The organism is Zavarzinia compransoris, from assembly GCF_003173055.1.
In the GTDB taxonomy this organism is placed as follows: domain Bacteria; phylum Pseudomonadota; class Alphaproteobacteria; order Zavarziniales; family Zavarziniaceae; genus Zavarzinia; species Zavarzinia compransoris.
Genome location: NZ_QGLF01000006.1, coordinates 194,143 through 215,073 on the forward strand (window position 1 = coordinate 194,143; position 20,931 = coordinate 215,073).

20 protein-coding genes, 1 tRNA gene, 1 rRNA gene and 2 pseudogenes are annotated in these 20,931 nt (G+C 63.4%); 10 read left to right on the forward strand and 14 right to left on the reverse strand.

Annotation, left to right across the window (positions count from 1 at the left end; translation table 11 throughout):
* Positions 1-5 precede the first annotated feature (5 nt).
* The 5 genes from DKG75_RS20495 to DKG75_RS20515 form a co-directional block, all read right to left on the reverse strand.
* The gene (locus DKG75_RS20495; protein ID WP_109923054.1) at positions 6-839 is read right to left on the reverse strand and encodes an SDR family NAD(P)-dependent oxidoreductase; all 834 of its coding nucleotides are present in this window, start codon (positions 837-839) and stop codon (positions 6-8) included.
* Positions 840-863: 24 nt separating this feature from the next.
* Positions 864-1,277 carry a MaoC family dehydratase gene (locus tag DKG75_RS20500; protein WP_109923055.1) on the reverse strand — a complete coding sequence of 138 codons (414 nt, stop codon included), beginning with the start codon at positions 1,275-1,277 and terminating at the stop codon, positions 864-866.
* 16 nt (positions 1,278-1,293) lie between these two features.
* On the reverse strand, positions 1,294-1,734 hold the full coding sequence (locus DKG75_RS20505; RefSeq protein ID WP_109923056.1) for a MaoC family dehydratase N-terminal domain-containing protein: 441 nt from the start codon (positions 1,732-1,734) through the stop codon (positions 1,294-1,296).
* Between the two features lie 9 nt (positions 1,735-1,743).
* A complete protein-coding gene (locus DKG75_RS20510) occupies positions 1,744-2,925 on the reverse strand; it encodes a lipid-transfer protein (RefSeq protein WP_109923057.1) in 1,182 nt (393 codons plus the stop codon).
* A gap of 109 nt (positions 2,926-3,034) precedes the next feature.
* Complete coding sequence (locus DKG75_RS20515; RefSeq protein ID WP_208112185.1) at positions 3,035-3,829, reverse strand: enoyl-CoA hydratase/isomerase family protein; 795 nt, start codon at positions 3,827-3,829, stop codon at positions 3,035-3,037.
* A 151-nt stretch (positions 3,830-3,980) separates the two neighbouring features.
* Between DKG75_RS20515 and DKG75_RS20520 the strand changes: the two are divergent.
* Positions 3,981-4,250: pseudogene (locus DKG75_RS20520) on the forward strand (transposase); the annotation flags it as partial.
* Positions 4,251-4,273: 23 nt separating this feature from the next.
* Here the strand turns inward: DKG75_RS20520 and DKG75_RS20525 are convergent.
* Positions 4,274-4,705: pseudogene (locus DKG75_RS20525) on the reverse strand (transposase); the annotation flags it as partial.
* Positions 4,706-5,022: 317 nt separating this feature from the next.
* A complete protein-coding gene (locus DKG75_RS23090; RefSeq protein ID WP_166646564.1) occupies positions 5,023-5,193 on the reverse strand; it encodes a hypothetical protein in 171 nt (56 codons plus the stop codon).
* A 198-nt stretch (positions 5,194-5,391) separates the two neighbouring features.
* On the opposite strand from DKG75_RS23090, the gene DKG75_RS20530 reads away from it, so the two are divergent.
* The 4 genes from DKG75_RS20530 to DKG75_RS20545 all read left to right on the forward strand — a co-directional run bounded on the left by DKG75_RS20530 (position 5,392) and on the right by DKG75_RS20545 (position 8,051).
* Positions 5,392-5,922, forward strand: a complete 531-nt coding sequence (locus tag DKG75_RS20530) for a metallophosphoesterase (RefSeq protein WP_109923059.1) — start codon at positions 5,392-5,394, stop codon at positions 5,920-5,922.
* 157 nt (positions 5,923-6,079) lie between these two features.
* Positions 6,080-6,583, forward strand: a complete 504-nt coding sequence (locus DKG75_RS20535) for a hypothetical protein (protein ID WP_109923060.1) — start codon at positions 6,080-6,082, stop codon at positions 6,581-6,583.
* A gap of 4 nt (positions 6,584-6,587) precedes the next feature.
* Entirely contained in the window at positions 6,588-7,397 is an 810-nt protein-coding gene (locus tag DKG75_RS20540; RefSeq protein WP_109923061.1) for a metallophosphoesterase, read from the forward strand.
* Between the two features lie 234 nt (positions 7,398-7,631).
* The gene (locus tag DKG75_RS20545) at positions 7,632-8,051 is read left to right on the forward strand and encodes a hypothetical protein (RefSeq protein WP_109923062.1); all 420 of its coding nucleotides are present in this window, start codon (positions 7,632-7,634) and stop codon (positions 8,049-8,051) included.
* A gap of 166 nt (positions 8,052-8,217) precedes the next feature.
* Here the strand turns inward: DKG75_RS20545 and DKG75_RS22815 are convergent, their stop codons facing one another.
* From DKG75_RS22815 to DKG75_RS22820, 4 genes are all read right to left on the reverse strand, one after another.
* Positions 8,218-8,838 carry a hypothetical protein gene (locus DKG75_RS22815; protein ID WP_133637037.1) on the reverse strand — a complete coding sequence of 207 codons (621 nt, stop codon included), beginning with the start codon at positions 8,836-8,838 and terminating at the stop codon, positions 8,218-8,220.
* A 28-nt stretch (positions 8,839-8,866) separates the two neighbouring features.
* The gene (locus tag DKG75_RS20555; protein ID WP_109923064.1) at positions 8,867-9,205 is read right to left on the reverse strand and encodes a hypothetical protein; all 339 of its coding nucleotides are present in this window, start codon (positions 9,203-9,205) and stop codon (positions 8,867-8,869) included.
* 24 nt (positions 9,206-9,229) lie between these two features.
* Positions 9,230-11,698, reverse strand: coding sequence for a S8 family peptidase (locus tag DKG75_RS20560; RefSeq protein WP_133637035.1), 2,469 nt, complete (start codon positions 11,696-11,698; stop codon positions 9,230-9,232).
* A 243-nt stretch (positions 11,699-11,941) separates the two neighbouring features.
* Positions 11,942-12,178 carry a hypothetical protein gene (locus DKG75_RS22820; protein ID WP_133637033.1) on the reverse strand — a complete coding sequence of 79 codons (237 nt, stop codon included), beginning with the start codon at positions 12,176-12,178 and terminating at the stop codon, positions 11,942-11,944.
* A 230-nt stretch (positions 12,179-12,408) separates the two neighbouring features.
* Between DKG75_RS22820 and DKG75_RS20565 the strand changes: the two genes are divergently transcribed.
* Both DKG75_RS20565 and DKG75_RS20570 read left to right on the forward strand, forming a co-directional pair.
* Positions 12,409-12,720, forward strand: coding sequence for a helix-turn-helix domain-containing protein (locus tag DKG75_RS20565; RefSeq protein ID WP_109923066.1), 312 nt, complete (start codon positions 12,409-12,411; stop codon positions 12,718-12,720).
* A gap of 70 nt (positions 12,721-12,790) precedes the next feature.
* Positions 12,791-15,016, forward strand: coding sequence for a hypothetical protein (locus DKG75_RS20570; RefSeq protein ID WP_109923067.1), 2,226 nt, complete (start codon positions 12,791-12,793; stop codon positions 15,014-15,016).
* A 112-nt stretch (positions 15,017-15,128) separates the two neighbouring features.
* On the opposite strand, the gene DKG75_RS20575 is transcribed toward DKG75_RS20570, so the two are convergent.
* A complete protein-coding gene (locus tag DKG75_RS20575) occupies positions 15,129-15,560 on the reverse strand; it encodes a MarR family winged helix-turn-helix transcriptional regulator (RefSeq protein WP_109923068.1) in 432 nt (143 codons plus the stop codon).
* 202 nt (positions 15,561-15,762) lie between these two features.
* Here DKG75_RS20575 and DKG75_RS20580 point away from each other — a divergent pair, with 202 nt between their 5' ends.
* The 3 genes from DKG75_RS20580 (at position 15,763) to DKG75_RS20590 (ending at position 20,487) form a co-directional block, all read left to right on the forward strand.
* Positions 15,763-16,293 (forward strand): group I intron-associated PD-(D/E)XK endonuclease, encoded by a 531-nt coding sequence (locus tag DKG75_RS20580; RefSeq protein ID WP_133637031.1) that lies wholly within the window; start codon positions 15,763-15,765, stop codon positions 16,291-16,293.
* Positions 16,294-16,381: 88 nt separating this feature from the next.
* A complete protein-coding gene (locus DKG75_RS20585; RefSeq protein ID WP_109923070.1) occupies positions 16,382-18,451 on the forward strand; it encodes an AAA family ATPase in 2,070 nt (689 codons plus the stop codon).
* Between the two features lie 365 nt (positions 18,452-18,816).
* On the forward strand, positions 18,817-20,487 hold the full coding sequence (locus tag DKG75_RS20590) for a recombinase family protein (protein ID WP_109923080.1): 1,671 nt from the start codon (positions 18,817-18,819) through the stop codon (positions 20,485-20,487).
* On the opposite strand, the gene DKG75_RS20595 is transcribed toward DKG75_RS20590, so the two are convergent.
* Positions 20,444-20,520: transfer RNA gene (locus DKG75_RS20595), tRNA-Met, on the reverse strand. The two genes, DKG75_RS20590 and DKG75_RS20595, sit on opposite strands and share 44 nt — an antisense overlap.
* Positions 20,521-20,574: 54 nt before the next feature.
* Positions 20,575-20,690 (reverse strand): 5S ribosomal RNA (gene rrf, locus DKG75_RS20600).
* Positions 20,691-20,931 lie beyond the last annotated feature (241 nt).

The following is a 20,931-nucleotide window of genomic DNA, read 5'->3' on the forward strand; positions in this document are numbered from 1 at the left end:
GGCGTTCAGATCCCGGTCAGGCCGCCGGAGCAGATCAGCGTCTGGCCGCTGACGTAGTCGCTCTCGGGGATGCAGAACAGATAGACGGCGCCTGCCGCCTCCTCGGGCGTGCCGCCGCGGCCGAGCGGGATCGTGCGCTCCATCATGGCCAGCAGGTCCGGATTGACCCCGACCTTGATCTCGCGGCCTTCGATATTGGCAGTGGCATGGGCATCGGCCGCCACCTCGGTCAGGCGGGTCTTGATGAAACCATAGGCGATGCAGTTGACGGTGGTGTCGAGGCGCCCCCATTCCTTGGCCAGCGTCATGGTCAGGCCGGTGATCCCCGCCTTGGCGGTCGAATAATTGCTCTGGCCGGCATTGCCGAACAGACCCGCGACCGAGGAGATGTTCACCACCTTGCGCACCACCCGGCGGCCGGCCGCCGCATCGGCCCGGGCCTGGGCGCGGATGACGGGCTGGGCGGCGCGCAGGATGCGGAAGGGCGCGGTCAGGTGGACGTCGAGCATGGCGTACCATTGCTCGTCGCTCATTTTCTGGATGATATTGTCCCAGGTGTAACCGGCATTGTTCACGACGATGTCGAGCGCCTTGTAGGTCTCGACCGCGGTGCCGATGAAGCGTTCGGCGAAATCGGGCGCGGTCACGCTGCCGAGGCAGGCCACGGCCTCGCCGCCCGCCGCCCTCACCGCCTCGACCACTTCCATCGCCGGCTCGGCGTCGAGGTCGTTGACGACGACGCGGGCCCCCTCGAACGCCAGCTTCAGGGCGATCGCCCGGCCGATGCCCCGGCCCGAACCGGTGACGAGGGCGACCTTGCCTTCAAGTTTCCTGGACATGATGCGTTTCTTCCCCTGACCCCGTCAGCCGAGCGCGACCAGCGCGTCGCCGACGATCTTGACCTGGCCGAACTGGTTTGTGTTGGTGACCTCGATGCGAGCGCAGCGCTCGCCCTCGACCTCGACGATTTCCGCCACCCTGCCGCGCACGGTGATGGCATTGCCGAGGTGGGTGATGCCCTGGAAGCGGGCGGAGAACCGGCGCAGCCGGGCCTGCGGCGCCCAGCGGGTCAGCAGGCGTCCCATCCAGGCCATGCCCAGCATGCCGTGGGCGAAGACGTCCGGCATGCCGGCCTTCCGCGCGAAATCGAGATCGATATGGATCGGATTGTGATCGCCCGAGGCGCCGCCGAACAGGAACAGCGTCGTGCGGTCGACAGGGGCCAGGGTCAGCGGCGGCAGTTCCTGGCCGGGCTGGACGGTATCTATGGGGTTCATGGCGACGGCCTCCCTCTCAATGCCGGCAGACCAGGGTGGAGCGCAATGCGGCCACCAGTTCGCCGTGCTGGTTGCGTGCCTCCGACTGCTTGACGACGAATTCGAGCGCGCCGCCCTTCTTGTCGTAGATATCGACGATCTTCGATATCACTGTGATTACATCGCCGGCACAGGCCGGGCGGTGATAGGTGAAGCCCTGTTCGCCGTGCAGGACCTTGGCCAGCGGGATCTCGAGGTCCGCCAATGTCCGCATGGTGGCGCCGCTGTCCATCTCGGCGGCGAACAGGAAGGTCGGCGGCGCCGGCAGGTCGGCATAGCCGGCGGCCCGCGCCGCCTCGACATCGGTATAGACAGGGTCGGTTTCGCCGATCGCCTCGGCGAAGAAGCGCAGGCGCGCGCGGTCGAGCGCCAGTTCGGCGGGGGCCGAGACATGGCCGAGCCATTTCCGGTCGATCATGGCGCCCTCTCAGTGCTTTTCATAAAGGGTGACGACGCAGGCGCCGCCAAGGCCGAGGTTGTGCTGCAGGGCGATCCGTGCCCCCTCGACCTGGCGCCGGTCGGCCTGGCCGCGCAATTGCTGCACGAGTTCGGTGCATTGCGCGAGGCCGGTGGCGCCGAGCGGGTGGCCCTTCGACAGCAGCCCGCCCGAGGGGTTGGTGACATAGCGGCCGCCATAGGTATTGTCGCCGTCATCGACGAATTTCTGCGCCCCGCCGGGCGGACAGAGACCGATCGCCTCATAGGTGATGAGTTCGTTGTGGGCGAAACAGTCGTGGAGTTCAACCACGTCGATATCCTCGGGCCCGATGCCCGCCGCCGCATAGACTTCGGCGGCCGCGCTCTTCGCCATGGAGAAGCCGACCACCTCGCGCATGTCGCCGGCCTCGAAGGTCAGCGGCGTGTCGGTGGTCATGGCCTGGGCGCGGATCCGCACCGTCGCATCGAGACCATGGCGCGCGGCGAAATCGGCCGAACACAGGATGGCCGCCGCGGCGCCGCAAGTGGGCGGGCAGGCCATCAGCCTGGTCATCACGCCCGGCCACATCACCGGCGAGGCCAGCACATCCTCGGCCGTCACCACCTGGCGGAACAGGGACATGGGGTTGTTGGCGGCATGGCGGCTGGCCTTGGCGCGGATCTTGGCGAAGGTCTCGAGCGGGGTGCCGTATTGCTGCATGTGGGCGAGGCCGGCGCCGCCGAAATAGCGCAGCGCCAGCGGGATCTCGCCATGCCCCACCAGCCGGTCGGTCACCGTGTCGAAGGGCTCGAAGGGGCTCGGCCGGTCGTTGAACATGGCGCCCAGGGCACCGGGGTTCATCTGCTCGAAACCAAGTGCCAGGGCGCAATCGACGGCGCCGCTCTCGACCGCCTGACGGGCCAGGAACAGGGCGGAAGAGCCGGTCGAGCAATTGTTGTTCACATTGAAGACCGGGATGCCGGTCATGCCCGTGGCATAGAGCGCACGCTGGCCGGCGGTGGAATCGCCATAGACATAGCCGACATAGGCCTGCCGGATCGCGGCATAGTCGAGCCCGGCATCGGCCAGCGCGACGCCGAGCGCCGCCGCCGCCATCTCGGGATAGGGCTTGCTGGCCCCGGGTTTGACGAAGGGGATCATGCCGACACCGGCAACGATGACCTTGCTCATGACAGTGGCTCCTGATTCCGGAATGCGCGCCCCGGCGGGCGATGACGATACGGGGGAGACTCTAGGGACGGCAGCGGCCCCCCGCCCCTCCCCGCTGGGGAGGGGCGGCTCAGCGCCGGGCGCGGAAGGCGGCGACAGCGTCGGCATGCTCCCGGGTGCCGAGGGCGATGACCTGGGACCGCATCTCGGTCGCGAGATGCGCGCGGAAGCCGGCGCAATCGAGGCTGGCGTTCAGCAATTCCTTGGTCATGCGCACGCCGAGCAAGGGATGCCCCGCGATCTCGCGCGCCAGGCGCAGCGCCGCCGCCAGCGGTGCCGGATCGGTTTCGGCCAGCCCGAGGTCGCGGGCCTCCTCGGCGCTCAGGCTGCCGTTGGTATAGAACAGCCGGGCGGCCCGGGCCGGGCCGATCAGCCGCGGCAGCCGCCACGACAGGCCAAGGTCGCCGGCGCTGGCCCCGAGCCGGTGAAAGGGGGCATCGAAGCGCGCCCCCGGCCCGCAGAACCGCAGGTCCGCCGCGACCGCCAGGGCGAAGCCGGCGCCGACCGCCGGCCCATGGACGGCGGCGATCACCGGCTGCGGGGTTTCGGTGACGGCAAGGACCATCGCGGTGCCGGCGCGCAGCGCCTCGTAGCGGGCATGCACCGGGTCGGCGGCCGGATCATCGGCCCCGCTCAGGCCGTCCACCAGATCCATGCCGGCGCAGAAGGCCCGGCCGGCCCCGGCCAGGACGATCACCCGGCACGGCCCCTGCCCGGCCGCCCAGGCCAGGGCCCGGGTCACCGCCTCCATCACCGCCGTCGTCAGGGCGTTCAGCCGTGCCGGCCGGTTCAGGGTGACGATGGCGACCCCGTCCTCGCCCAATTCGGCCTCGACCTCGCCAAATGTTGCCCGATGTTCCCCCAACACAGCCTCCCTGCCGATCGATATCCGCTGCCATATCCCGGCGGCGGCGGGCGGGGACTGTCCTTTCGGCCACTTTACTGCGCGTCGTGTGGCGGCGGGGATGAACCGTGCCTGGTTTGTCGGAGGCCAATCCCTTTGAGAGGATGTCGCGATGACGAACGAGGCGGCGATGAAGTTTTCTCCTGAGATGCGAGCCCGGGCGGTGCGCATGGTGCTAGACCACGAGGGGGATCATTCCTCGCGCTGGGCGGCGATTTCGTCGGTGGCGGCCAAGGTTGGCTGTACGGCGGAGACGCTGCGGCCGTGGCTTAGGAAGGCGGAGCGTGACAGTGCGGACGGCGGCCGTACCGGCGATGTGGAAGTCCGGTTGAAGGCGCTGAAGCGCGAGAACCGGGAGCTTCGGCAGGCAAACGAGGCTCTGACGCAGTTTTGATGGTGCCATGATCAGGTCGCCCCGATGACCCGGGCTTGGAGAAGATCGAGGTTGCCCCGGCCGTACGTCTGGCGCTTCACAAGCTTGAGTTTGGTGATCTGGCCCTCGGTCTGACCGTTCGACCAAGGTGAAGTAATCGCCGCAGTGACCGCGGCCCGATCCTTGATCACGCCATTGGCGAAGGAGGCCCCCAGGCTCGACCGGGCCTGCTCCAGCCAAGGCACAAGATCCCCCAGCGACCGCTTGCGGATCATTGCTTGGAAGGCCGCGACGATCTCCCGGGCCTGCACAAGGAGCGGTGCGCCACCTTCGACAGCCGCGACAGTAACCGTTTCCGACTTCGTGAGGCCACCCCGGTCCATGGTCAAGAGCCACGCGATGGTGTGCGCCGAGGGAGCCCGGCTCAGCGCGCTTGCATCGGCCCTCTCCGCTTGCCGCCGGCGCGCTGTCGCTAAATAGTCTCAGCGGGAAATCCGTAGTCGCAGTTTTGATGATCCCGCCATCAGGGGGCGCCGATGCCCGCGGCATGGTCATCCAAGTCGCGCATGCCTCCTTTCCCTCCTTCGTGCAGCGATCGAAGTCCTGTGGGACAACGAATTCGGCACGGAAGTCACAGGCATCCTGACCGACCACAGCCTCAATCGCGGTAACTTCATCGTCCGTTTGGAACGGCGGGCAGGTTCGTCTGGCGCCATAGGCGGCGGCTTCCCTACCCGCGTTGGTCCGGAAATCGATGTCCGGCAGGGTCACGAAGTCCTGCTCAAAGCGCTCGGCCGGCGATTTTTGCCGCTGTTGGGGCCGCCGGCGGGCCATCCTTAGCCAACCGATACAGAGGCGGCACCTGGACGAGGTCCAGCCCGTGTTTGCTGATCTCGGTCCGGGCATGGTACTCGGCCTCGGGCAGGTCATACAGGATGGTCGGCTGGTGCATGGCTTCGGCTCCCCGCACCGAGCCGCCAGCATCGCACGTTATTTTCTTTTCGCTGAACGGCGCCACACCCACTTGACTGGGACGACTTCGCACACAATTCTTGATTGTCAAATCTTCGGCTGCTGTCGGCTCGGACAGTGGTTTGACGTCATTTCCGATGACTCGGAGGGGCGTCGCACGGCCCCTCAAAGGGGCAACATGAGGATCACCGCCACCATCCCGACCTCGGGCTGGTCAGACTTCCTGGTCGAGACGAGATTCAAGGGGCACGTGATCGGTGACATGCACGGCGTGTCGTCGATCCTTGAGGTCGCCCTCAACATCGTGGACGAGCGCGGCGGAACCCTCGTAACACTCGGCGACTATATCGATCGCGGGCCTGACAGCCTCGGCGTCATCGACATGCGGATCGAGGCAGGAAAGCGGCTCGATCCGATCGGGTTCGCCGGCAAACACGATCGGTTCCTCTGGCGGTCCATCCAAGATCGGCGCCCGGCCAAATATTGGCTGGAAAACGGCGACTGGATGCTCATGCGCGAGCTTGGCGGAAGCCTCTCGGTCGAGACGCTCGGCGCAGAACGCGCAGCGTTTCTGTACGGCCTCATCGACGACCACAGGGCCGGCGATCTTGTCTTTAGTCCACGCCGGGATTCCGACTTGGACCGACAGTTTCGCCGATGCCCGTCATCTAGACGCCGAGATGGAAGGGGACACGGATGCGCTCGATGACGCTACCGGACAACTGTCATCGAAGATAGAGAGCAGCCAGCACGGTGGGAAACCGCACCTCGGATCGGGAGGGAATCATAAGGAAGATCACCCGCCTGATCGGAGATACTAGCGATTACATCTGGATGACGATGGACGAAGAACAGGAAACGACGCGATGAGGCGCGACCTTGACCAATACCTGTGCGCAAAGTACCCGAAGATTTTCGTGGATCGTCACGCCGACATGAGGGTGACCGCCATGTGCTGGGGGTTTTCGTGTGGTGACGGCTGGTTCGGAATCATCGATAGGCTTTGCGGAAATCTCCAGGAAATCTCCGACAGAACCGAATGCCAGGCGGTCGCCGTGCAGGTTAAAGAGAAGTTTGGAGGCTTGCGGTTTTACATCCGCAGCGGCGACACCGAGCACCTCAACGCGATCACGGAGGCCGAAAACGCCTCATACCTGACGTGCGAGGAATGCGGTGAGCCTGGGCGCCTTCGCGAGGAACGATCATGGCTTCGCACCCTTTGCGACAGATGCGATGCCATTGATCTCGTCGAGCGACAGGTTTTTTCTCGAAAGGACGCCGATCCCGCCAGGCTGATGACGATTGGCCCCGGAGCCGAGGCTCTCGTCGTCGCTGCGCTGATTGCACGCCGCCCTCGGTCACGGAGTTGACGATATGGCCAGGTTCTGGGTGCTGAGCGATCTCCATATCGACGCCTCCCCCTTCGAGGCGCCGGCGGAAACGCCTGCCTGCGACGGGGTCATCATTGCCGGGGATACGTGTTCCAGGCTTTCGGAGCGTGTTCTGCCGTGGATAGCGGAAACCTTCGGCGGGCGGGGGCATCCCGTCATCTATGTGCCGGGCAACCATTGTTACTGGAACACCAACGCCGCCTATGAAAACGAAAAGGCCGCCACGGTCGCTGATAACCTTGGGATCACACTTCTCGCCGCCGGTGAGACCGCCATCGTCGCCGGCGCCCGCATCGTCGGCGCGACGCTCTGGACTGATTACAAGATCGCCGGGGATGCGCAGAGCAGCATGCGGCACTCCCTCGACCGGATGAACGATCACCGGCGCATCCGCTTTGGGGCCGAGTATCGGAAGTGGCTGCCGACACATGCATCGGCCATCCACGCCCAGCACCTCCAGGCGATCCGGACCGCGCTGGCGCCGCCGTTCGATGGCCCTTCCATCGTGGTTACGCACCACGCCCCGGCCCCGCAATCGCTTCGCCAGGGCAAGGTGACTGAGTTCCTTGACGGGGCCTATGCCAGCGACCTGAAGGAATTCATCGAGTCGACATCGCCCGATCTCTGGATTCACGGCCATGTGCACGTCAGCCGCGACTACTGGATCGGAAAAACGCGAATTCTCGCCAATCCCCGCGGCTATGTGGTCGCACGGACCGGTCTGCGCGGGAAATCGTTGCCTGCCGAGGTCGAGAATCCGGCCTTCGAGCCAGCCCTGATTTCAGAGGTCTGACATGAGCGGGGGCGAAAAGCTGTCGCTCCTTACAAGCAAGATGTGTGGTGCGCCGGGAACGCTGGACGCCGGGGTGGGATGGACAAAGCCCCGGTGCCCTTCCTGCCGGACGACCGGAGCGCGGCCCGGAGCGCGGCGATGAACTATGACCTGGCCCGCGGGCTTTAGGAGCGCTTCCCTGTAATCCTGTCGATTGCCGGTCCGTGGGAGCTTGGCAACGGCTGGCATTCCATTGTGGAGGATATCTGCAGCAGGCAGGATGCCCTTGCCCGCGCCACCGACGTGGAAATCGTCGCATCCCAGATCAAGGCGAAATTCGGCACGTTGCACTTCCAGTTGAGCGAATATCTCCCAGGGAGCCAGGACATCGTCACCGCCGGCGAGCACAAGTCATGCGTAACCTGCGAGCGGTGCGGCGCGCCGGGATCTGTGCGGATGACCGAGCACTGGGTGTCGACGAGATGCGACAGATGCCATGCCCAGGATCTCATCGATGATGGGGCGGCGGCCTCGGTCTTGGGCGGCAAGGCGGACGTCATGGCCAGGAGGCTCGCGTCCGCAAAGGCGCTCCTTGGTGAAGACGAGTGCATCGCTCTGGCCGGAGGCGCCATCGTGGCCTGGACGCTGTCCAGGAAGCGGAGGAGATCGAGATGACCGTCATGTGGCGCCCGATCTCCCGACCGGCCCCGGCCAGCGGGGGGCGGCAAATCAGCATCGGTTGTCAATGCCCTTCGATCTCAAATCTTCCGGCAGTTTCCGTGGCCGCGGCAGTATCGGCCATTTGCCCTGTCCTTTTTCTCAATAAATATTGAAGTTACTGCTAGAAATTCTTGTCGATGCATTCTCTCATGGCGAGGTAAGCCAAGCGGCTGTCCCGGAGCGACACCGGGGGGAAGGCATAATCCACAGGCGGAAGTGCTGTGACTTGCAGATTGCTGCCCCTGTTGAAGGCGGTCCAGAAAGCCTCCATCTTCGGCAAGGATGTCAGTCTGAAGAATGCAATGACCGTGACCAAGGGCATGCCTATGTGTGACGGTCCGTCGATCCCGATCTGTTTGCCGTCGATATCGACCCGCAATCGGGCTTGCAGCATGCGAATGGATTCCTCCGAACTTTCTGGCATCAGACCGGCGACAATCAGCGGAGTGCCCTTGATCGCGGCAACGAACATCCGGGGGGCCTCGGTCGATGCCAGATCGCAGCTACTTTTTCCGTCTTTCTCCACCAGGTAACGCACCGTCCATCGTGGGGTGCCGGTTGGGTAAACCACTTCGGAAGCCGGAGCCGGCGGGGAGGCGCCGGCATTGCTAGGCGCGTCTCCGGAGGCCAGAATCCTCTGCCAGTCCGGGCGAATTGTCATCCGGCCGTCGCCATGGTCGGTCACCTGGCAGGCGGCCAGAGACAAAGCCATCAGTGGCGCGAATCGCAGTGCGGTGGACACAATCGATCCCTTCCCGAATTCGATTGAATCAATGACCGGCCCTGGCTTCCTCGCAGAACTTGTCCTTGAGGGTGCCGGCCTTCGAGAACGTCAGTTCGCAAAATTGTCCCCGTACCGTTTCTTCGGCGAGCATATTGGCGATCGGGACATAGGCGATCGGGCTGACCCTCATCGCCGAATAGCCGAGAACGACGTCGTCATTCCGGTAGCTGCGCGTGTCCGGCTGGCCGAGCGCAGCGATGGTTTCGGCCATGGTCGTCTTGCCGACGATCAGGGACTGGTACTTGTCCGCTTCGACTGCGGTGCTGGACCCGCAGCCTGCCAGCGGCAGCATGAAAAGGAAAACCGCGACTTTGATCGACTGCATTTGCGTCTCCGGTCGGATGCTGTTTCAGAAGCGGCTGCGATAGCGCAGGAGGGCGGCGGCGTCGCTGGAGGCACCGGCATCGTTGCCCGGCTCGACGACATAGCGGAAGGCCATGCCGAGAACTGACCCGTCTCCGACGGGGGCGGCGTACCAGCCCTCGTAGTTGATCTGGCGCCCATCGGCGCCGATACCGACGCGCGTGCTTTCCACCAGCACGCGCCCGTCGTCGGACGCTCCGGCCACGCGGCTCACGGTCATGTCACCGTCCATCACCCGCATCGGCTGGGAGGCGAAGATGCCCCAGGTATCGCCGCGAACGAATTGTTCGGTGCCGGCGATGCCGAGCGACCAGGCATCGGAACGCAAGCCGGAAACGTCGGAGACGAGGCTGTTTCCGTCGGACCCGACATCCGTGTACCCGACGGTGTAGCGCCCGAAAAGGAACGCTTTTTCGGTGAGCCGAACCGAGGCACTGATTCCCACGAAGTCGGTGGTCGCGCCGAGAATGCTCAAAGCGCCGGTGCCGCTGGCGCCCAGGGCGTCGCCGGTCTCGTCGAGCCGGCCCAGTTCCAGCCCCAGGGTCACGTCGCCGAAACCCTGCCGCACACCGGCGACGTAGCCGCGGTCGCCGGTGTCGCGCCCCGAGAAGGCAACGCCGGCGTCGTCGTCGGGCGGAGACATGAAGAAGCCGCCCGAGATATGCAGGCCTCGGCCGATGCCGGCCGAGAAGCCGGTGGCGAGGCCGCCGGATGCTTGTCCCAGGTAGGCCGGCGTGAGCAGGTTGCTGCTGATGGCAAGGCTCGTGGCGATGGGAGCCCCGGACAGGTCGGCTGCGAAGCGGTCGACATCGGCGTTGACCCCGGCAAAGGCAGTGCTGTCCTTGCCGAAGGCCAGGCGGGCCTCATAAGCCTGTACGGGACCATCACCGTTGCGGGTGGTGAAGTCGGAAGCGGAACCGAGGCGGTTGGTCTCGTAGGAAACGAAGGACGATCGCCCGTCGCTCGACCGCAGGGGATCCGCGAACAGTGCCATGCCGAAGCCCGACAGGGTGTCGCCGTAGCTGGGTTGCCAGCGGCGCGAGCGGACCATCGCCGTCATCTGGCCGGGGAAAAGCGCATGGTCGAAGCTGTCGACCAGCGCAATCGCGAGCGAGGAGAGTTCGGGCCCGCCGCCGAAGGCGCCGCCGGTGCTGAAGGACGTGGCCGAGGCCGGCGTCGTCGCGCCGGCCGGGGTCGACACGAGAAGCGTACCGATCGGGGCCGTGGCAGCGCCGAGGTCGAGCATGCCGTTGCCATAGATCGTCCTGTCGGCGAATACCCCGCTCTTGTTGGCCGTCGCGAACATGCGGCTGATCACCTGTTCGTCGGTCAGGGTCGGGAATGCCTGCTGGATGACCGCCAGCGAACCGCTCACGATCGGGGTCGCCATCGACGTCCCGGCGATGTCACCATAGCTGCTGTCCCCCGCCGCCGTTGCGGTATAGACGTCCGCCGGAGCGGCGATGCACCAGTCCGCTGCCGTCCCGCAGCGGTTGGAATAGTCGGCGATGCCCGTAAGGTCGCGGTTCAGCGCCACCGCCGTGACGAAATGGCCGAGCAGGCTGTTGTTCTCCAGCGGCATGCGGCCGGACGCGATCGGGTTGGCGCCATTGACGCCCGCGCCGAAGTTGCCGGCGCCGAAGACGAGAATGGCGCCCTTGTTCGCGGCGTAGACGGAGGCAGAAACGAGGTCGGTCCCCGCCGAGAGCGCGAACTCGGAGGATCCCAGGCTCAGATTGATGATCGTCGCATCGCGGTCAGCGGAAATGCGAACGCCTTCGGCAATATAGCGGTTACTGGCAAGGCGCCCGCCTTCGCCAGCGATGACGGTGAGCAGGGTGGCGTCATAGGCGACACCGTGCCCGCCGAGGCCATCGCGATTGCCGGCGGCGACTGCGGCGACCTGCGTGCCGTGGTCTTCGCCCGGAAATGCCGAAGCCGGCGTCGAGGAGAATGTCAGGGCAGAGACGTTTTCATCGATCTTCCCGCCGGCGAAGGCTTCGTGCGACTGGCGGGCGGGAAGATCGATGATTGCGATCTTCTGGCCGGCACCGGTGAAACCACGGGCGTATGCTTCCGAGGCGTTGATGCCCGACAGGTTACGGCCGGCGAAATATTCCGGGGTCTCGAACGAGGAGGCGCCCGGCGTCGGCGTCGGCGTCGGGGTGGGCGTCGGCGTCGGGGTGGGCGTCGGCGTCGGGGTGGGTGTCGGCGTCGGGGTGGGTGTCGGCGTCGGGGTGGGTGTCGGCGTCGGGGTGGGTGTCGGCGTCGGGGTGGGTGTCGGCGTCGGGGTAGGCGTCGGCGTCGGGGTGGGCGTCGGCGTCGGGGTGGGCGTGACGATCCCCCCCAGAGGCCCGCCGCTACCGCCGCCGCCGCAAGCCGCCAGCGCCGCCGTCAACGCAATAATGGAAGCATGGGCAATCAGTCTGGTATTGGCGATAGACGGGACGGACATGATTACGCGGCCTCTGGCGACGAAATGGCAACCGAGGGCATTCTCTTGGGCGATACGCCCAGGAGGCATTTCTTGCGATTCGGAAACACGCTCTTGTTGAACGCCCGATGCCATTCTGCAAATGGCTGGCGGTTGCGAAATCCCGGTATTTACCGGGGTTTCCCCTTGTTTAGTTCCCGATTTGGATGAAATTCAATAGTGGGAGCGATTGGAGCGGCACACCCCACAAGATATTGGGCTGGATTACGACTCTTTGTCTTGAGGAAGGCGCTTCCGCTCGCGCCGTTTGACCTCACGCTCGATGGCTTCGCGGATCAGATCGAGGCGGTCTTCTCCCTCGTTCAGGACAGAGTCCATCCTGGCCTTCGCCCCAAGGGGAAGGGTCAGGTTCACGCTTTCATGCCATAGCTTCCGTCTGCCCATGACAAGCCGGTTACCGTGTACGCAATATTGAGTCAAGGCTGCGGATTCCTTGTACATGATATTGACATTATATCATGTACCCGATATTACGTTTTCCATGGATACGATATTGCGGCCGGGACGGCGCGATCCCGGTATTTGCCTGGATAGGCAGCGCCAAATCCGGGTGACAACCTGGATCGACGCGGAACTTCAGGGGAATAGCGGGGTGAGAAACCGTCGCCGCCGCCTGGTCGTGATTCGCACGACGCGGCCGGCAGGCGGTTGTGTCGCTTTGTGGTGACGAGATGACTGACACGGACAAGCCAGATCGGAGCCGATCCAGCACGAGCCACAAGGATGAGTTGGGGACGCCCCTCGCGCCTCGCGAGATTCAGTGCTTGCAATTGATCGCGCAGGGCAAGACCGACGACGTCATCGCCGGCCTGTTCTCGATCTCAAGAAAGACTGTCAATTGGTACGTCGAGCGTGCCAAGCGCCGGCTCGGCGCCACGACACGCGGGCAAGCCCTGATCGAGGCCCTGAAACGCGGTTACATCCACCTTCACGATGGCCCGGACGTCCAGGCGCAAAACAAGAATCCATCGTCTGCCGATTGAGGTTTCACCTGTCACCCCGTGCAGCCCCCCGAGGCACAAGGATGGCGGCCACCGCATCAATGAGGGACACATGATTTCTTCGCTCCGTACCTTGTTGCTCACCGCCGGTCTTCTCCTGCCGTCGGCATCGGCCCTGGCCGAGGACATCTGGCACTATTTCAGCGGCAGTCACCGGCAGCAGGATGGCAAGCTCATCCTGGACGAAGTCATCGCCAGGGTGGATGAGAACAACACCTGGAAAGTTTCCATCTACTTCGCGGAACAGGGCGCCGCTATCCGGGGCTATAAAGCCGCCGGCTGGGAACAGGACGGACGGGTCCTGTTGAATGATGCAAAAAGCGGCCAGGCGCTTTTCCGCCTGGAGTTCGGCGAGGACCGGTCACAGATCCGGGGGCGGTGGCTGGCGCGCAACGGGCAACCCGACGAATGTTGCGATCCGGTATCGCTCACGGCCGCCGCCTCGCCGCTGGACCGGGCGCGGGACCATATTGCGGTTCTGAAAACCGGAGCGCCGGACCTGACCGATGCGCAAGCGGCAATCGCTTATCTGGGCCTCCCCCTCCCGGACGAGACTCTTCCCGACCTCGACCGCCAGCGCGTCCTCGACGAAGCCGCCAGGGAATATCGGCCGTTCTGGACCCGGTTCTGGAGCGAGGAGCGGAAGCGTCTCGCCGGCCTGCCCACGGGGACGCCCGATGAGCGGCGGCAATTGGTCGAGCGCGCGACCTTCGTCACGGCCGTGACCTTCGCACCCCAGCCGCCCCGGCGAAACGAGACGGTCAGGGATCGAGACCAACTGGAATTCATGAAGGCGGCCATCGAGACTCTTGCCGGCCGGCTGGAGGCAGCAGGCGAAACCCCGCGCGCGCTCTGGGCCGGCCAGGATCTCTGTGCCAGAGCAGCGGCCTTCGGCCGGCCGTCGCTGGATACCTTGGTGCATGTGTCCGGCCTTCCGCTTGTCTACTGGACAAGGCTGGCTACCGAATCGGCCATCCGGGAATTGAAACTCTGCCGGGATCTCGGCAGCACCTATGTCGATTTCATCGTCGCGAAATGGCCGGCGATCGAGCAGGATCGCGAGATCGCCCTCTGGCTGAGCGCCGAACGCAAGCGCATCGGTGCGGCGCCGGGCACCATCGCGGGGCTGCGCGACCTCGGCTGGCTGGTACCTCCGGCCGAGGAATTGAAGCAGCGCGGCATCGGCGCCGATCGCTACACGGCGGCGGTGATTCAATCCTTCCTGCTGGAAAAAGGGGCCGAGCTCGAGCAAGCCTACGGTACGGCGTTCGGGGTATTGGCGACAACGCTGCGCGACGACGGCAAGATCAAATCGTCCGACATCGAAGCCGCCTGTCTGGCCCTGCTGGGACCGGCACCGAGCGGGGTCGATGCTGCTTACGGCGCGACATGGACATCCGACCTGAAGCTGACGGAGAACGGAATGCGGGGCGTCTCCTCCTACTTCGTCCTGGCGATGCACCAATGCCTGAAGACCGGGCAAAGCGCCCTGGTCGAGGCTGCAATCGCAGCCCAGCTCGACGCCTGGAAGAAGGCCCCCCGCACACCTGAAACCTTCGTCAAGACCCACGGCTACGATCCCGACATGGGCGAATATCTTCGAGGTTACATTCTGACTCCGGAACAGGCGAAGGCATTCGAGGGGCATGTCGCCGGCCTGCGCAAAGAAGCGGAGGCCGGTTACGAAAGCGAGCTTCGCGAAGCTTTGAACAGCCTGGATCTGGACAAGCCGTTGGGTCCGCAGCCGTTGTACCAGAAGGCGGAAACTCTCTGCCGTGACTTCGGAAATATATCGGGTGACTGGGCCGAGGAGACGTGCAGGGCGGAAGCCAAGGCACTGGAGAAGAGGGCGTGCGACCATGCGATGGAGCGGGCCGATGTGCCGGGAGATTACCAGGACGCGCTCTTCGACGTCGACCTTCCGTTTGGAACCACAGACGTATCCGGCGCCAGGGGCGCGATGACCCGATCCCTTCCCCTACGCGAATTCATCTGCCGATCTCTCGATAACGGGGCCGCCGTCCACAGGATCATTTTCACCACATCGGGTTACTTGTGGTGGGCCGAGTCGGTGATTGAGATCAAGGATCTCTATGACACCGACAAGGAGGCTATCGTCGTTATCCTGGCTCCCATAGAGGGACATCCCAAGGGCGCGATCGGTGTCAAGGAAGCGTTTCTCGGGGACAAGAAGCCCGCAGGCGACGAAAGGCTGGCGCTGTCCTGCATGATGACCCGGCAATGCGACCTCTGGGCGCCGGCCATGTGGCGGAAGTGATTTTCGGCTGCGGCTGGAACAACCACTCCCACCGCGCTCCACGCGGCGGGAGTGGCCTCAGCCCCCTCCAGCCGAAGCGGTATTAGCCATGCACTTGAGCACCGATGATGCTTCAAGGCCGTTCGAGTTGTTGAATGGCCCGACGGACTGCCCGGATGAAAAGGTCGACGCTTCTATCCGCCCATCCTTGGGTAACTTTAGTTAGTACCGCCAGTACCGCAGCACGGGCGGGCGCCTCCAGCGCGATTGCCCGTTCCGTCGGTTTGACCAGCAAAGAGCGCCGGTCATCGGGATCCGGTATTCGCGTCACGAAGCCGTCGCGCTCCAGACGGGACAATGTGCCCGACACCGAAGAGGGCTCCACCGCTCGCCGCTCAATGACGATTTTCGGTGAGGTCGCCCCCTCGCTCCAGATGAACTCAAGGACATCATATTGAGCCGGCGAAAGCCCCAGCGGACGCAGAGCGTCCGACAGTTCCTTGTTCAGCAGTCGCGCAAGATAGGGGATCAGTTCGCCCAACGCCGCATTCGCTTCTTCCGCCATACCGTTCCCGTCCCCTCCGACTCGATTTACCGCCTCAATTTCACGAATGGGATAATTAGGCGCAACACCTAATCGGAATTTATGAAACTCTCACCTTCGCGCTATTTTCGAACAAAATTCCCTCCCTTGCCCTTGAAGCCGTATTTTTGGCCATTATTTATTAGCCACACCAACTAATATATGGAGCAAGATTATGCCCCACTTGATCGCTCGCCAAATCGCCTTTCGCCATTTCCCCCACATCGATAAGGATGCCGCGAGCCATTTCGGCTGCCATATCGGTCTCATCGGCGAGCATCTCGTCGCCGCCCGCCTGATTTCCTGGGGCTACAATACGATCGTCGTCGGCAACAATCTGCCCTATGACCTCATCACTGAAGTCGGTCACCAGACCGTTCGCATCCAGGTGAAGTCGAAGCTGGGCGGCAACGGCGATTCCTGGACCTTCGACCTCACCCCGAGCAGTGCCGGCCGGACCAAAGATGGCCCGAACCGCTATGCCCGCACGGATTTTCATCTGGCAGCGCTGGTCGTCCTGCGCATGGGCTACGTCTCGTTCACGGCGTCGGCGGCCAGATCTTTCGAAGTGCGTATTCCGACGGCCCGGATGCTCGATCCCGACTACGAACGGCATCAGTTCGAAGCCCTTCTCTTCGATGTCGGCGCCCTGTCGAAAGAGCAGTTCCATGCCTTGCGCGGCCATGTCGGCGCGCCGGGACCGGACCACACCTGATCGGTAAATGCATCCGATCCGTATCGGCACTCCCCCTCCCATATTCACGTGATCGCTTCGATTACGAACCCTCCTTAGGTGGACCACCATGGCTAAATACGAGCGACGGCCGGATTGGCTTCGGATTCTGCTGGCCGCCCAGTTCCAGGATATGGCGGCGTTCAAGGCCCCCAGGCTCCGCATTGACCTGACCACCGCGAACTGTGCAGCTGACATGATGACGAGAGACGCAATCAGGGACTTACTTGACGCCGGAAATGATCCCTTCACAGTCGAGGCATGTGACATGCCCGCAAAACGGAAGCTCAGAGTCCCCCTCTCGTCGATGCTCATCACACTGGCGCTGGCGGAGGCCTTCGGCACCTTCGCTCGCTTCGAACGATCAATGCGCCGGGAAGGCCATGTAACGATCGTGGAGTGTCGAGGATTCGTATCGGCCGCCCAACTGCATGAGGCTTGGTCTGAGAGCTTCCCTATTCCGGCCAGGATCGTGCACCGGGATTCCGGCCGCGGCCCCGGTCGGCTGGAGCGTTTTATCGACGAAATCGATCAGGCGGTACTGACCTCGATGCCGGTCATCGTGATCCTGCGCGATGCGCGCGAGCTGCCGGCCATCTACCGTAAGATCGCCGACGATACCCTGACCGTGAGCGGGATCTCATCCGAAGGGGTGATCTGGCTGCTGAAATACACCCACAGCCAGACAGGCCGGATTGCCCATTGGCGGGTGCGCGAGGCCCTGCCTGACGACAGGACCATGCGCCGGATGACCATGACCGAGATCGGCGCCGCCCTTCGCGAGGAAACCGCGATCAAGGCGGCGGTGCGGCTTGCGGAACTCGCCACCCTGAATGCGGTCGATGGTCCGACCTTGGCTGATTTCACCGAGTTCGGCGAAGCCTATCGGGTCGGCAAGGCAATCGTGGACGACATCCAGGCTTGGGGAGCCGGCAAGCTCCGGTGGAACGACCTCACCCGTTCGGCCATCTTCTATGGCCCGCCGGGAACCGGGAAAACCTATATTGCGCGGGCAATCGCGGCGACCGCGAAGGTGGCGGTGGTCGAGACGAATTTCGCGAAATGGCAGGCGGCGGGTCACTTGGGCGATCTGCTGGCGGCCATGGCCAAGAGCTTCGCCGAAGCCCGAGCCACAGCACCTTGCGTGATGGTCATCGACGAAATCGACTCCGCCGGTTCCCGTGAAACCGCTGGCTCGTCACTCGAATATAGACGCCAAGTGATCAACGGCTTCCTGCAAGAAGTGGATGGCTTCGCCGGCCTCGAAGGGGTCGTTCTGATCGGTTGCTGCAACGATGTTACCGCACTGGATCCGGCGATCAAACGGCCGGGCCGTTTCGATCGGCTGGTCCGGATCGACCTGCCGAACAAGGCAGCGATCACCGCTATCCTGCGACAGCATCTCGACGATGCCCTGCCCGACGATTGCATTGACGGTCTCGCGCGAATGGCGCTAGGCCGATCCGCCGCCGCCGTTTCCGGCGCCATTCGAGCCGCCCGTACCACCGCCCGCGCCAAAGGGCACCAATTGACCCCGGACGACATCGCTCGAGAGTTCGGTGGGGATCGCCCCGTCAGCTGGCGGGCCGCTGTTCATGAGGCCGGCCATGTGGCCGCGGCGTCAGCCCTGATGAAGGCTCGTGTGCTTCATGTCGCGTTGCTCCCGGATGGCGGCGGCTATACCCGGTTGAGCGCCCCGACGAACCTGGAACTAACCGCCGACGAAATCGCCGCGACCATCGCCATGAGGCTGGCGGGCAGGGAAGCCGAAATCATGCTCTGCGGTGGGCCAAGTGCGGGTGCGGGCGGTTTCCCGGAATCCGATCTCGCCCATGCCACCCGGCTGGCCATCGATTTTGAAGCATCATATGGTTTGGGGGCATCGCTGGCCTGGCGGGGACGCGAGGTAGCTTTCTCATCCTTGTCGGTGCACCAACAGGAAATTGTCGAGAAGCACCTTGCCACGGCCGCCAACTTTGCACGAGCGGTAATCGAGGCGAACCGCGACGCCGTGATCGGCCTCGCCCGCGACTTACACAATCGAAGAACGCTAGAGAATGACGATCTCGACGCCTGGATGCAGCTTATGCGCCGGCCGGCCATGACGGTCGCCGGTAATACCTCCAAGGCTATTGCTTAAGACCCGACGCGTGTCAGCCTTGAACATCAAGCCGGCCAGACGACGGATCCAAAATAGCATTAATTTTAATTCATTTTGGTTATAAAAACACGTTCCCTTTGATGCCCGAAAAATTCATTTCCCTTGAGGAGCAGTTGGATCATCTGATCCTGCTCCCCTTGGGGGCAATCAGCTATGAAAAGGCCTAATAGCAAGACAAGAAAAACGGAAAAATCTGTACCAGATAAAAATATAAAATCGGTCGTCTTGACCTTGGCTAGATTGCTTGGTCGGTCGGTTGCAAAAATAGACTTCGATCGTAACTCTCGAAATGAGAGCGCTACTCATGAACCCAAGAACGAATAGGATTTAGAGGAACAATAGTGATGCGAGTCGCGATTTATGCCCGCTTCTCGTCAGAGAACCAACGGGATGCCTCGATCGACGACCAGATTCGCGTCTGCAGGGCACGGGCCGAACGCGAGCAATGGCAGGTGGTCGAGATCTTCACCGACTATGCCATCTCCGGCTCCACGACCCTGCGGCCGGGTTTTCAGGGGCTGCTGGCGGCGGCCCGCGCCGGCGCCTTCAATGTTGCGCTGGCGGAATCGCTCGACCGGCTTTCCCGCGACCAGGAACATGTCGCGGGACTTTTCAAGCAGCTGGGTTTCAACGGCATCAAACTGGTGACCCTGGCCGAAGGCGAGATCAACGAGTTGCACGTGGGCCTGAAGGGCACGATGAACGCCCTCTTCCTCAAGGATCTCGCCGCCAAGACCCATCGCGGCCTCGAAGGCCGTATCCAGGAGGGCCGCTCGGCCGGTGGGCGCTGCTATGGCTATGATGTCGTCAAGGAACTGGACCCGCGAGGCGAGCCCATTCGCGGCGGCCGCGCGATCAACAGCGCGGAAGCCGAGGTCGTACAGCGCATCTTTCGCGCTTTCGCGGCAGGTCATTCGCCCCGCGCCATCGCCAAAACCCTGAACGCCGGCCAGATCCCCGGCCCCAATGGCGGCGCCTGGCGAGACACCACGATCCGAGGCCACGCCGAACGTGGAACCGGCATCCTGCGCAACCGCCTCTATATCGGCGAGATGATCTGGAACCGGCTGAGTTTCATCAAGGATCCGTCGACCGGCAAGCGTATATCGCGACCCAATGACAAGTCCGAACTCCGGACGGCTGACGTCCCCGAGCTTCGGATCGTCAGTCAGGATCTGTGGGATCAGGTCAAGGATCGCCTCGACGGAATCCGCGCTTCGGAGCGCTGCACAAAGGTCCGCGCTTCGCAGTTCTGGAAGCATCGCCGCGCCCGACACCTGCTCACGGGCAAACTCTCTTGCGGCTGCTGTGGTGGCCCGATCGTCCAGAACGGCAAGGATTATCTGGTTTGCTCGGCCTCGCGGAACCAAGGCACTTGCGACAACCGCCGCTCCATTCGCCGTCCCGTACTGGATAACCTGATCTTGGATGCCTTGCGTCACCAGCTGATGCAGCCGGATGTGGTGAAGGAATTCATTGCCGCCTATGTCGCCGAGTTCAACAGCTTGCAACAGACCCTTCAACAGGAGCGTCAGCGGCGGGAACGCGATCAGGCCCAGATCACGCGCAAACTCGATCAACTCATTGATGCAGTCAGCGAGGGGTTCCGCAGCGCCGACCTTCAGCAACGACTGGATGACCTGAGCAGCCGCAAAGATGAGCTCAAACGTCAGCTCGACAAACCCTTACAGAGCCCGCCCCGGCTCCACCCGAACCTGGCTGACCACTACCGGGCGAAGGTCGATCAATTGCATCTTGCCTTGGCCAATGAGAGCATCCGTCCGGAAGCATTGGAGGAGATCCGCTCACTGATCGAGCGCGTGGTGCTATCACCGTCTGCGGAAGATCCGGAGGGCGTGGAGATCGAACTGGTGGGAGACATCGCGAACATGGTTCACGTCGCCTGCGAACGCAAAAAGGCCGCCCCAGATGGAGCGGCTGTTCTCGATGCATACCGACGTTCGATAAAGGTGGTTGCGGGGGCCAGATTTGAACTGACGGCCTTCAGGTTATGAGCCTGACGAGCTACCGGGCTGCTCCACCCCGCGGTGATGGGTGATGAATTGAGGATCTGTGAGGTTTTGTGTCTGTATGCTTTGCAGGCCTGGCAGCGACCTACTCTTCCGATGCTTAAGCAGCAGTACCATTGGCGCGGAGGGATTTCACGGCCGAGTTCGAGATGGGATCGGGTGTTGGGGCCCTCGCTAAGACCACCAGGCCAGCGAAGCATACAGATTATAGTTCTCGAAGGTTTGGCCCGGATGATGGGCCCGAATGCTGGGGATGCGTGCTTGCGTGAAGGAGTGTTGCCTGTTGAGGGTCGGTCTTTCGACGTCTTCCTCGCCGGACATGACGGCGACTGCTTGCGCAGTCTTGCGATAGAGCTCTATCGAGCGATTAGTACCGGTCGGCTTCGCCTATTACTAGACTTCGACCTCCGGCCTATCAACGTGGTGGTC

Coding starts and splice junctions, on each gene's coding strand:
- DKG75_RS20510 (WP_109923057.1), bottom strand. CDS start 2,925: ATGAGCAAGGTCATCGTTGCCGGTGTCGGCATGATCCCCTTCGTCAAA.
- DKG75_RS20535 (WP_109923060.1), top strand. CDS start 6,080: ATGAGGCGCGACCTTGACCAATACCTGTGCGCAAAGTACCCGAAGATT.
- DKG75_RS20530 (WP_109923059.1), top strand. CDS start 5,392: ATGAGGATCACCGCCACCATCCCGACCTCGGGCTGGTCAGACTTCCTG.
- DKG75_RS20575 (WP_109923068.1), bottom strand. CDS start 15,560: ATGGCGGAAGAAGCGAATGCGGCGTTGGGCGAACTGATCCCCTATCTT.
- DKG75_RS20590 (WP_109923080.1), top strand. CDS start 18,817: ATGCGAGTCGCGATTTATGCCCGCTTCTCGTCAGAGAACCAACGGGAT.
- DKG75_RS20555 (WP_109923064.1), bottom strand. CDS start 9,205: ATGCAGTCGATCAAAGTCGCGGTTTTCCTTTTCATGCTGCCGCTGGCA.
- DKG75_RS20505 (WP_109923056.1), bottom strand. CDS start 1,734: ATGATCGACCGGAAATGGCTCGGCCATGTCTCGGCCCCCGCCGAACTG.
- DKG75_RS20570 (WP_109923067.1), top strand. CDS start 12,791: ATGATTTCTTCGCTCCGTACCTTGTTGCTCACCGCCGGTCTTCTCCTG.
- DKG75_RS23090 (WP_166646564.1), bottom strand. CDS start 5,193: ATGCACCAGCCGACCATCCTGTATGACCTGCCCGAGGCCGAGTACCAT.
- DKG75_RS20585 (WP_109923070.1), top strand. CDS start 16,382: ATGGCTAAATACGAGCGACGGCCGGATTGGCTTCGGATTCTGCTGGCC.
- DKG75_RS22820 (WP_133637033.1), bottom strand. CDS start 12,178: ATGTACAAGGAATCCGCAGCCTTGACTCAATATTGCGTACACGGTAAC.
- DKG75_RS20540 (WP_109923061.1), top strand. CDS start 6,588: ATGGCCAGGTTCTGGGTGCTGAGCGATCTCCATATCGACGCCTCCCCC.
- DKG75_RS20565 (WP_109923066.1), top strand. CDS start 12,409: ATGACTGACACGGACAAGCCAGATCGGAGCCGATCCAGCACGAGCCAC.
- DKG75_RS20495 (WP_109923054.1), bottom strand. CDS start 839: ATGTCCAGGAAACTTGAAGGCAAGGTCGCCCTCGTCACCGGTTCGGGC.
- DKG75_RS20560 (WP_133637035.1), bottom strand. CDS start 11,698: ATGTCCGTCCCGTCTATCGCCAATACCAGACTGATTGCCCATGCTTCC.
- DKG75_RS20500 (WP_109923055.1), bottom strand. CDS start 1,277: ATGAACCCCATAGATACCGTCCAGCCCGGCCAGGAACTGCCGCCGCTG.